This is a genomic window from Chryseobacterium sp. sg2396, assembly GCF_042610505.1.
Taxonomy (GTDB): domain Bacteria; phylum Bacteroidota; class Bacteroidia; order Flavobacteriales; family Weeksellaceae; genus Chryseobacterium.
On record NZ_JBHGAQ010000025.1, the window covers coordinates 32,708 to 44,669 of the forward strand.

An 11,962-nucleotide genomic window follows, 5' to 3' on the forward strand; every position below is an offset into this window, starting at 1 on the left:
TAACAGTGTCCGGCGTGTTGTGAATTGCTTTCATTTATCCGTATCTTTGGGATACAACACAACCTTTAATATATATTTAACAGTGTCCGGCGTGTTGTGAATTGCTTTCATTTATCCGTATCTTTGGGATACAACACAACCATTCCAATGAATTTTCATGGTTTCAGCATGTTGTGAATTGCTTTCATTTATCCGTATCTTTGGGATACAACACAACATACTTGAACATGGTTTGCTCATCAGTCTTGTTGTGAATTGCTTTCATTTATCCGTATCTTTGGGAGACAACACAACATACTTGAACATGGTGTGCTCATCAGTCTTGTTGTGAATTGCTTTCATTTATCCGCATCTTTGGGATACAACACAACATACTTGAACGTGTTCTACTCGTCAGTCTTGTTGTGAATTGCTTTCATTTATCCGCATCTTTGGGATACAACACAACATACTTGAACGTGTTCTACTCGTCAGTCTTGTTGTGAATTGCTTTCATTTATCCGTATCTTTGGGATACAACACAACCAAGTTGGTAACTGGTTTGGGCATCAAGATGTTGTGAATTGCTTTCATTTATCCGTATCTTTGGGAGACAACACAACTGCATTTTCTGCAGTTGCATACTCAACTCCAGTTGTGAATTGCTTTCATTTATCCGTATCTTTGGGAGACAACACAACTGCATTTTCTGCAGTTGCATACTCAACTCCAGTTGTGAATTGCTTTCATTTATCCGTATCTTTGGGAGACAACACAACTGCATTTTCTGCAGTTGCATACTCAACTCCAGTTGTGAATTGCTTTCATTTATCCGTATCTTTGGGATACAACACAACTGCATTTTCTGCAGTTGCATACTCAACTCCAGTTGTGAATTGCTTTCATTTATCCGTATCTTTGGGATACAACACAACCTCAACATTTAACCCACTGAATTGCAGTGGGTTTATTTATTAATTAGGATTTAAAAAATCAGAATAGTTCGAGCTGTTGGAAGGTTGGTGGCGGTTCTTCTTTATTCCTGGCAAAGAAGATTTCGATATCGCCGAACTGTTTATCTGTAATGCACATAATCGCTACTTTTCCGGCTTTAGGCAGCATAAATTTGACGCGCTTTATATGCACTTCCGCATTTTCACGGCTCGGACAGTGACGTACGTACATGGAAAACTGGAACAGCGTAAAGCCATCATCGATCAGAGCTTTCCGGAAACGGTTAGCATCCTTCATATTGGCTTTCGTTTCGGTCGGGAGATCATATAATACTATTACCCACATAATCCGGTATGCGTTAAACCTTTCGGCGTCCATATTTTTATTTGTAAAATGTACAATGTAAAAAGTAAAAAGTAATTTAATTCATCAGATCAGTTCAGGATAAGAGATCAGCCGTTTTTCTCCGGTATAGCATTTGTAAAGAGATGAGGCCGTGGTTTTTACCGCCACCATTAATGGCCTTGTTTTATCGTCGATGCGTACGTCTTTGGTCGCAATCTGCAGCATATAGGCTTTGAAATCTTTCGACAGTTCATCATTCTCAGGATGCAGTTTAAGCCACTGCATGACCAGCAAATCTACGAAAGGACGGTAAGGTTCCATCAGATCGTCCGCCAGGCAATAAGGATTGTATTTATTTTTATGAAAAATGCCAAGAACCGGGAGCAGTCCTGTTTCAACGATTGCCCGGGCAACAATGCTCCGGAGTACCGCATAACCGAAATTAAAAAATTGATTGGGTGAATCACCAAAACGCTGTCTGAGAAAATCCAGGCTGATGAGGTACTTCCAGTAATGCTGGGCGGCAATCCCTTCCATATTGGTCATATCACCGGATTTTACATTTCTCTGATACTCAATCATCGGCTCATAGTAATTTCCCAATTTCATCAGGACATTTTTCTGATTTTCGATCTTGCACTCCACGGTCTGTTTCCACAGCTGCTTCTTTAAAGGCTCACTGGCTTCCAGCTGGTCTTTAACCCGATCCGAATGTTCGGTATGGCCGTACAGCGGCAACATGATTCCATGCGGCAGGTGATGGGCATCGCAGCTTACGACTACGACGTTATTTCCCATCATTTTCTGGATCAGGTTGTGTGAGACGGTAATCTGGAAATGGTCGAGCATCAGCAACCCCAGATCTTCCACGGGAACACTCCCCTTTTCCGCTTTCGTTTCCGGACAGAGAATTTTCAGCTGCTCGTCTTTGAGCTTAAGGTAAGCCGGATTGCCGATATAAACTGAGCGGGTGATCATGGTTTTTAGTTTTTAAGGGTTAATTATAAAATTCATCAAAGATATCCTTCATATCATCGGCGAAACCATATCCACAGTTTTCCGACCACTTGACACATCGCTCTGCACGGGCTCTAAAATGGTACATCAGATTATTCTTTTTTAAAAATACCATTGCCGCTTTGTAATTATTAAACGTACCATTGTAAAATTGTTCGGAATAATCACCGAATAGTGCAGTCAATTCACAGGCACTCTCAGGTAAATATAACATGACGTCCGCCAGGTATTCCGGGGACGGCTGCAGATTCTTAAAATCTGAAATTGCCCGTTTTGCCACAGAAAACTTTTCGGTACTCCTCATCGGATTTTCCACATTGAATTCTTTGCGGATCAGCCTTTTATATTTTTCTGCCAGCAGTTTTTCATTGGCCGGATTAAGATAAAACTTATAAAACTCCTGAACTGAACTATTTTTTTCATACAGATCCAGGATATGTTTGATGAGCTTTTCTTTTGTAAGCTTTTGAAGCTCTTTTTTGAGGTCTGTTTTAGACATTTTAATAATTTTTTTATGCTTTTGAAATGTTTCCGAGACGGTCTACTTTAATTTCTAAAAAAACTTTACCCTGTCCTAATTCTCGGTATGTCTATATAACGGAATCATAATTCCGTGCGGCAGATGATGAGCGTCACAGCTTATGACTACGAAACTATCTCCCATCATTTTCTGGATCAGTTTGTGCGAGACGGTAATCCGATAATGGTCCAACATCAGAAGCCTTAAATCTTCAACAGGTACACTTCCTTTTTCCGTTTTCATTTCGGGAGAGAGGATTTTCATTTGCTCATCCTTGAGCTTGAGGTATGCGGGATTGCATATGTAAATAGAGCGGATTATCATAAACTAAATTGTCTTATTTTTCCCAATATGGTTTTATACCTTTACCTAATTTATCAATCTCAACCTTAATACAACGTTTCCACATATTTGTATCACCATATTTAATTTGCTCTTCCAATTTTTCTGTATTTAAAATGTTTTCAGCTTCATCTCCATTTACTCTAATGGAATCAGACTTATAAAGATGTTGGAATACAATTTCATTTCTACTTGGCGTCATTTCTTTTACGACAAAAAGCTTCGGAATAATCTCTTTTTTATCATTCCAATTAATTTCTAGAATTTGCTCATCTGTCAATAACTCATCTGGAATATAAGCTATGTCATTTTTAGATAACGTAAATAACAATTTACAGCCTTCCTTTTTTACTAGTGTTCGATAATCAATTTTATCTGGTTTTTCTAAAGTAACGATTTTTACAGCATCAAAAAACTTCAAAAATTCCAATTCTCGCTTAGCATCTTTCCTATTCGTATCTTCTGGAACTAAAACATAAGTCATAAATACATCTCTTGAATAGACATATCGACCATCTTTTAGTTCATATAAATCTTGGAAGAAGCTTTTTTGTCTTGCTTTTTTAACAGGAGTAGGCCTATCCGATAAGAAAATTGGATTAGAAACATATGTTTCTTTCAATTCATCAAGCGAAAATTCTGATAGCTTATTTTTAATTGCAATAGTCATTTCCGATTTTGCATACTCGATGTTTTCTAAATCTGATTGCTGTAAATCTTTTATTTCAATCCAATTATGTTTCCCATCTTTTTGTCGTATCCTAACTTCGTAAATGGCGTTATTATATAGAGGAATTTCTTTTACTTCCCTGATTCTATTGTTCTCATCTTCTTTGAAAGGCAACTTCAACGCTTTTATTTCAGCAATTTTTTTGTTGACATAATTCAAACGAAATAGTCCAATTCTTCTTAATCTTGGATTGGCAAAGTCTTTTATCTCCTTTTCATTGTTCAAATCCATTGATAATCCCATTGGTCTTACCGATGCATTTTTTTTTGTAAAAGTTGACAACCAAGTCATTTTCTCTCCCGATTTTTCATGAATAAAAAGCTTCTCATCTTCTATTCTTTTCAAAACTTTTTTAGAAAAATCTTTTACAGTTTGCAAATTGAATTTTTCGGCATCATATTCCTCAAATAATGATATTAAAACATTTTGATATTTTTCTTTCAGTATTGTCTCCTTAATGATTTCATTAAAAGATTTAAAGCGAACCAATGTTTGATTTTGGTTCTCAAATTTCTTTTTAAATAATAAAGGAATAATTCTTACAATATCAATTTTCTCGTTTTCAAAATATTTTTTCTTTGTGTAATTGGTTTGCAAATGCAATTCGCCTCTCACAGAAGCTACTTTGCCGGAATTAATATCTTTATTATTTCGATGTTTTGATGGACTGATTAAGACATTTGAATTTTTATGCGAAATCAATACATTTTTCAAAGCCTCTTTTACTTCCGGGATAAATTTCCTTTCATCCCAAGGAAATTTGAATTTACTACTACTGTTTCCCAAACAGACATCGGTTTTTATATGTTTGTATTTTGCTTTTTTACTATCATCATTCTCAATATCTGCACTATTAATTGCATTCAAATTATTGATGTATTGAATATGATTTTGTTTTGTACAGGCAATGATTATAGCGTCTAAAGCGTGATGACGGTGGTCAATTCTTTTAGACATTCCCGCAAATTTCTCAACATCTTCATATTGATTTGTTTTATTGTTAAAATGCCTTGTAATATATTTTAAGTTTAATCTGTCTTTCGTTTCTCCGTTATTGAATTTAACAAAACGTTCTTCCACTAATTCCTTCCAAACATCATTTAGCTTCCAGTTTTCTCTAAGTATGTCTGTAATAGCTCCAGATGTTACCCAAACTTTATCTGGACCTACTAATTCTCCCAATTTTTCTTTCAATTTTTTATTGATATATTGAGTTTCCTTCAACGTTCTTTCTATTGGGTCTTCGGGAATTTCTTTACGTAGAAGATTATTTCTTTTCCCACTTTTTGGAAACATTTCTTTCACGTGATTTTCCCATTGAGATGCAGAAACAAGCGAAATTTCTTTCTTACCGACTTTTACTGTTCCGGCTGGATTTCTTTTGCTCACAATAAATTCATAAGCTGTTTTATTTCCTTTCTCCTGATTAACTTCCCTCCAGGTAATCACTTTATTGGCGTAAGCGTTAGAATAATATCTTTGTCTAGGAATGATGTGTTCTATTTCTACTACTTTTCCTCTCGCAAAAACATCTGTCAACGGAATGGGCTGATTGGTATATGGACATTTAAAATTTTGCTCCAACCACAAAAGATATTTCGTCACCTCAGCTTTAGTCGGCTCTGTAAGTTTGTATTCTTTTTCCTTAGTTTTAAATTCCACCGGTTTCTGGTACTTAACTACATCTTCTATGATTTTAATTTTATCCAAATTACTTCCGGAAATTTCCGTATCCAATTGAGAAACATCTCTATCATCTTCTAGCATTGCCTGCTTTATTTCCCGGAGCATTTTCTTTGCCCATTCATTTTTTGCTGTATTGTTATTCATTCCTTCCCACATTTGCTGACGTTCATCTGCGCTTGCACGAAGCTCTCGGCTCAACTCTATTCTTACTTCATCAAAACCATATTCTTTTTTAAGTAGATTTACAATTGAAATTGTTTCATTTACAATTTTTTCAACTACTGGATTATTCATTGAATGATTTTTTAACCGTTCCATTATTTTCATGACGGAACTCCTTTTAGAGGAATGTGAACCGTAAACAATTGCGGCAGCTTCCCAATAATTGAGATACTTAAAATCATTTTCGTTCGAAAATTTGGACAATCTGATTCTTGCTTTCCTATCTGTTACAAAATCCTTTAATCCACTCAATTTTTCACCTTCATCAACATCAGTTTCTGAAGAATTTAATGAAATCAATTCATCAACTTTCGTTTTTGTAATTTTTGAATAGTTAATACCATCACTCATTAAGGGAAGTAAATTCCGAATTGCTTTCGCCGATATATTAGCCATTCCCGCATCGTCAAACTGCACCTTAGCAAGTGTCAAACATATCTCGTCATCAAAGGCAAAATGCCTTTTAATAATTGAAGCAACTTTAACAACGTCACTATTCGTAATATCATAAATTATCTCCCAAAGCAGTTGAAGATTGGTTACTTTTTTATTTTGGTGGTGAAGTTCCTCAAACCATTCAGCTGATTTATCTTTCAGAATGTTTCGTAGTTCAGCTTTTGTAGTGTTACCTTTCAGTTTTATATCATCATAACTTCCATCTCTTTTTCTTTTTCTAAAATTGACCGAAAAGAATTCTTCTACAACCTCACCTGTCTCTAAATCTAAACCTTGTTTTTTAGAAACTTTCGCTTTTCTTTTTTCTTCAATCTCGTCATAAGTATCCAAGCCTAATTCATCCTTAACAAAAGTTCGCCAACTCAAAGTTTTACTTCCTTGTAATTTTTTGAATAAAAGTCGTTTTACTTCTTCAATAGTTTTACCTGTACGTTTTTCACACAATTCCGCATTTTCAAACAGGTTTATTTTTTCATCAGCAGTATTCCAAATTAATCTAACATTATTGATTTGTTGCCATACCTTAAAATTCTGAAAAATAGGGTGACTTCTCGGGACAACCGTTCTACCAATATGCTCTTCTCTTAATTCTTTCGTTCCAGTTCCTTTAATAGCAAATTCTCTTTTAACCTTTATTTTCTCGAATTCACATCTGCCTTTACTTTTGGTTTGTTGCCAAGGTCTTTGATAAAAAATGATTTTATCTTTTATTAAAGTTTTTAGTTGTTCTTTATTACCATCTTTAGTAATTACACCATTAAGTACAGTGCTGTAATCTTTAAAAACTTCTTTAACTAAATTACTTATATCAATTTTGTCAAAAAACTCTTTATGAAATTCGTATTGTAAAGCCCAAATAGCATCAAATTCTTTTTCATACCATTCTCGATTGACAACATTATTTCTTATTCGAGATAAGTTTGACAGTTCATAAAAGTTTCTATAAAAATAAGAGCCTACTGTTCCTCTGGTTTTACACCAATCAGAAAGATTTTTGTGTAAAGTTTGATATTTATATTTCCAATCTGTTGCATCAGGTTTTGTTGGAGTAATTTTATAATATTCTTCGACTATAACTTTACCTTTTTTGTTTTGTTTAAATTCAGGAGCTTTAATGGTAATAAAATCACCTAAAACAAAATCAATTTCTTTCTTAAAAACGTAGCCTTCAATTTCTTCAAACACATTCTTTTCATCATCTTCAATAATGATGTAAGGCTCAACAAAGCGTAATTTCACTTTAAATTGATAATACTTAACCTCTTCAGTACTTCCTTTTTCAAATACTGGAGTTCTGTTTTCCCAATCTAACTCAACAACTTCAGTTAGATAATAATCAAACTTTATTTCCTCATCTTTTGCAAAACGGTCACTGCTATATCCTCTTAACTGATTTAAATGTAGAAGAACTCGAGCTAATTCCGGCAGTGTGATTTTTTCTTTTGTAGCCCTTTCCCGCAATCCGTAAAGCGCTTTACCAATATCATTCTCTTTTCCTCTTTTCCCTTTTTTGTTGGTAAAATAAGATTCATCCGGAGTTATTCCCAAAACTGAAAGCACTTTATAAAGCTTATTTCTCCTTAATTTATAGCGATTCCGTATTCTTCTGACACCACGAAACTTTCTTCGGTTCGCCGTCGGAGTAAGTGTACTTCCTTTCGGGTCGTTTAATTTTAAACCTCTATCAAATCTATCAGTATCTTGATTGATAATTCTGACGCCTACTGCATCTTTAAAAATTCCAATTCGGTCATTATTAATATCCGTAACAGCTAGTTTATCAGAAATAAAATTTTTATTTTTTTCGTCACTAATTTCAATAATGGAATAGCCAATGCTGGTGGTTCCAATGTCTAATCCAAGAATTTTTTTTATTTCCATAATAATAGTTTTATCGAAGTGTTGTTTCTCAAATATTTTCTATACATTTGCATTAAGCAAAGTTAACAATTTATCTAACTCATTTATCAAATGGTTGAGTTTTATTATTCTCATCAGATAACAAAACTAACAACTTGTTCGTCAGATGACAGAAATCATTAGTTATTCAAATTTTATTTAAGAGAATTTGAGAAACAAGTTGTGAATTGCTTTTTTTTTCACTTATTTCTGTCATTTGTTTTTATTTTTTAAATATAAAAAGAAAGTATTTCAATAAATTACGGTTTCCCATATTTTCATTAAAAAAATATTATTTACATTTGTATCAAGCAATTCACAATAAATATTTAATGTTGTGAAAACATTCAAAGCGGCGCAAGTCGCTTTTTTTATTTTATTATTAAAGACTTAAACAAAAAAGCCACCCCTAAAAGGAGCGGCCTACAAGATTAGATCTAACAATATTATTTTTTCGCTTTTACGTCTACGGCGATTTCGATGTCTTTGCTGATCATCCATTCTGCAGGATCGGTTTCGGAAGTTCCGAACTTGATGCCCCAGTCGGCTCTGTTTACGGTAAATTTAGCCTGTACGGATGCTGCATTTTCCATCACGTCTACTTTAGCCGGGAAGGTAACGTTCATTGTTTTTCCGGATAGGGTAAGGTTTCCGCTTACGGTTTTGTTGGCTCCGGCTACAGCGTCTTTGGAAGGATCCTTAAGATCGGTCACGCTGGTGATTTTGAAGTCTGCGGTTGGGTTTTTAGCCGTATCGAAGAAATCAGGATTCTTCAGGTGAGCTTCAAGATCCGTGTATTTTTTGTCTTTTTCGGTTACGGAAGCCGGGTCTACTTTCAGGGAGTTCATATCGATCACGAAGTTACCGGCGGTTACGTTTCCGTTTTCAATACTCAGGTCTCCGGATTTTACCATTAAAGTTCCCCAACGTGGCGCCATTCCTCCTTTGTGGAAAGCTTTCCAGTTTACGACCGATCCTGTAACATCTACCGGCAATACTTCCCCTTTGCTTTCCGCTACGGTTTTCTCGGTAGACGTTGCTGCATTTTCAGCCGATTTGTCTTTGTTACAAGATGCCGCAAGCATTCCTACAGCTACCAATGCAATAACACTAAGTTTTTTCATATTATTTATTTTATTAAAAAGTTTCTCCGTTAAATATAAGCAAAATGAAAGATCCCGCAAGAGTTTTCATTTAAAAACCAAAGATAGTACCTTCCCCATTCTCTTATCTTGACCTACATCAATAAATTAAAAACTGTATGATTTTGTAAGGTGGAAAGCGCGAAGACGCAAAACCTTAAAAGATGCTGTTTTAAAAGCGCAATGATTTTATCTTTGATTAAATTGAAAGCTGCTTATTTATCTATAATTATTGTACAAACGTCATACAAATTTGACAACGCCAAATTATTTGCGTCTTGATTAAGCAATGTATCTGTCCGATTTCCTGCGTCTTTGCGAAATTTCCAATATTCCCGAAAGACATCTTCACCCCCATCAGGTAACGTTTTATCATCAAAAGAAACAATACAATGATCTGTTGTTTTTTTACGGAATACCGCCGCCATTTCCAAAAAGAATGTATTTTAGCCGTTTAAAATTTCATATGAACACGATCAAGTATATCCAACAATCCCTCAATATATCCGAAAAAAGCATCAGCGCCACGCTGGACCTGCTGGCGGAAGACTGCACCATTCCTTTTATTTCCCGCTACCGAAAAGACCGGACCGGAAACCTCGATGAAACGCAGATCGAACAGATTGCTAAACTCAGCAAGCAGTTTGAGGACCTGGTAAAACGAAAGGAAAGCATTTTAAAATCGATTGAAGAGCAACAGGCGCTCACCCCGGAGCTGCACCAAAGAATACAGGAAAGCTTCGATCTTCAGGAACTGGAAGATCTATATCTCCCTTTCAAAAAAAGAAAAAAGACGAAAGCCGATGCCGCAAAGGAAAAAGGACTGGAACCTCTGGCCAGGATCATCATGAGCCAGAAAGCACAGGATATCCGGTTTACGGCTTCAAAATACCTGAACGATCAGGTCTCATCCGAAGAAGAAGCCTTGCAGGGCGCGCGCGACATCATGGCGGAATGGATCAATGAGAATATGTACGTCCGGAAAAACCTGCGGCGGCTGTTTCAACGGAAAGCGGTGATTACCTCCAAAGCCGTAAAGGCTAAAAAGGAAGAAGAGGAGGCGCAGAAATTCTCGCAGTATTTTGAATGGGAAGAAAGCCTGAACAGGGCACCTTCCCACCGGCTGTTGGCCATGCTGAGGGCAGAGGCGGAAGGCTTCGTAAAAACGAACATCGGGATCGATAAGGAAGAAGCCATTGAATTTATTGAAAAAGCCATCATCAAATCAAATAACGATTCGGCGGAACAGATTTCACTTGCTATTAAAGACAGCTATAAAAGGCTGCTGGAACCTGCCATTTCCAACGAAGCTTTGCAGGAAGCCAAAGAAAAAGCGGATAAAAAAGCCATTGAGATCTTCTCTGAAAACTTATCACAGCTTCTGCTCGCCCCACCCTTGGGCGAAAAGCGGATCCTGGCCATCGATCCGGGGTACAGAAGCGGCTGTAAAATAGTTTGCCTTGATGAAAAAGGCGATCTTCTTCACAACGAAACCATTTACCCTCATGCGCCGCAGAACGAAAGCGGAATGGCGATGAAAAAGATCCGCTCAATGGTCAATGCCTATACTATTGAAGCGATTTCCATCGGGAACGGAACCGCCAGCCGCGAAACGGAGTTTTTCATCAAGAAAATTGCCTTTGACAAACCCCTCCAGGTTTTCGTGGTGTCGGAAGCCGGAGCCTCGGTATATTCGGCAAGTAAAATGGCCCGCGACGAATTCCCGAATTATGATGTAACCGTCCGAGGTGCCGTCTCGATCGGAAGAAGGCTGGCGGATCCGCTGGCTGAGCTTGTAAAAATAGACCCGAAATCCATCGGAGTCGGACAGTACCAGCATGATGTCGACCAGACTCAACTGAAAAACGAACTCGATACAACGGTGATGAAATGCGTGAATTCAGTAGGCATCAACCTCAACACAGCCAGCAAAGCTTTGCTGAGCTACGTTTCGGGGATCGGTGAAAAGATGGCAGAAAATATCGTGAATTACCGCGCGGAAAACGGCGCTTTTGAAGACCGGAAGCAGCTGAAGAAAGTTCCCAGGTTAGGAGAGAAAGCTTTTCAGCAGGCAGCGGCATTCGTCAGGATCCACCATGCTAAGAATCCGCTGGACAATTCCGCCGTTCACCCTGAAGCTTATGGCATTGTAGAGAAAATGGCAAAGGACCTCGGAATAAAAACCAACGAACTTATTGCCAACAAAGAGAAGATCGCACTGATCCGCCCGGAACAGTACATTACCGGGGAAATCGGAATCTTATCCATTAAAGATATCCTGAAAGAGCTGGAAAAGCCGGGACTGGACCCGAGAAAAGCGGCGAAGGTATTCGAGTTCGATCCGAAAGTAAAAAGCATCAAAGACCTCAAAACCGGTATGATTCTCCCGGGAATAGTAAACAATATCACGGCTTTCGGATGTTTCGTAGACCTGGGCATCAAAGAAAGCGGACTGGTCCATATCTCCCAGCTTAAAGAAGGCTTTGTTTCCGATGTGAATGAAGTGGTGAAACTGCACCAGCACGTACAGGTAAAAGTAACGGATGTGGATGAAGCGAGGAAAAGGGTTCAGCTGAGCATGATCATTTAAAGTGAATGGTGAATGGTCAATTCGCTGCGCTTTTCAATTTTACTTAATTCACCATTGACTTGCGTAGCAAAATTCACTAT

General features: G+C 37.1%; 7 protein-coding genes and 1 pseudogene. 1 reads left to right on the plus strand and 7 read right to left on the minus strand.

Going from position 1 to position 11,962, the window contains the following annotated elements; genetic code table 11:
- Nucleotides 1-972 precede the first annotated feature (972 nt).
- The 7 genes and pseudogenes from cas2 to ACED20_RS19330 all read right to left on the minus strand — a co-directional run bounded on the left by cas2 (nucleotide 973) and on the right by ACED20_RS19330 (nucleotide 9,720).
- Nucleotides 973-1,311: a CRISPR-associated endonuclease Cas2 gene (cas2, locus tag ACED20_RS19300; protein ID WP_294231888.1), complete on the minus strand. Its 339-nt coding sequence runs from the start codon at nucleotides 1,309-1,311 to the stop codon at nucleotides 973-975.
- 51 nt (nucleotides 1,312-1,362) lie between these two features.
- A complete protein-coding gene (gene cas1 / locus ACED20_RS19305) occupies nucleotides 1,363-2,256 on the minus strand; it encodes a type II CRISPR-associated endonuclease Cas1 (protein ID WP_378106397.1) in 894 nt (297 codons plus the stop codon).
- 19 nt (nucleotides 2,257-2,275) lie between these two features.
- Nucleotides 2,276-2,794 carry a DUF6155 family protein gene (locus ACED20_RS19310; RefSeq protein WP_345765852.1) on the minus strand — a complete coding sequence of 173 codons (519 nt, stop codon included), beginning with the start codon at nucleotides 2,792-2,794 and terminating at the stop codon, nucleotides 2,276-2,278.
- 81 nt (nucleotides 2,795-2,875) lie between these two features.
- A pseudogene (locus tag ACED20_RS19315) lies at nucleotides 2,876-3,139 on the minus strand (type II CRISPR-associated endonuclease Cas1); the annotation flags it as partial.
- Nucleotides 3,140-3,152: 13 nt separating this feature from the next.
- Nucleotides 3,153-8,132, minus strand: a complete 4,980-nt coding sequence (gene cas9, locus ACED20_RS19320) for a type II CRISPR RNA-guided endonuclease Cas9 (RefSeq protein ID WP_378106399.1) — start codon at nucleotides 8,130-8,132, stop codon at nucleotides 3,153-3,155.
- Nucleotides 8,133-8,596: 464 nt separating this feature from the next.
- Nucleotides 8,597-9,274 (minus strand): YceI family protein, encoded by a 678-nt coding sequence (locus ACED20_RS19325; protein WP_294239030.1) that lies wholly within the window; start codon nucleotides 9,272-9,274, stop codon nucleotides 8,597-8,599.
- Between the two features lie 233 nt (nucleotides 9,275-9,507).
- Nucleotides 9,508-9,720, minus strand: a complete 213-nt coding sequence (locus tag ACED20_RS19330) for a hypothetical protein (RefSeq protein WP_378106402.1) — start codon at nucleotides 9,718-9,720, stop codon at nucleotides 9,508-9,510.
- Between the two features lie 38 nt (nucleotides 9,721-9,758).
- Between ACED20_RS19330 and ACED20_RS19335 the strand changes: the two genes are divergently transcribed.
- Nucleotides 9,759-11,882, plus strand: a complete 2,124-nt coding sequence (locus tag ACED20_RS19335) for a Tex family protein (protein WP_378106404.1) — start codon at nucleotides 9,759-9,761, stop codon at nucleotides 11,880-11,882.
- The last annotated feature ends 80 nt before the right edge of the window (nucleotides 11,883-11,962 follow it).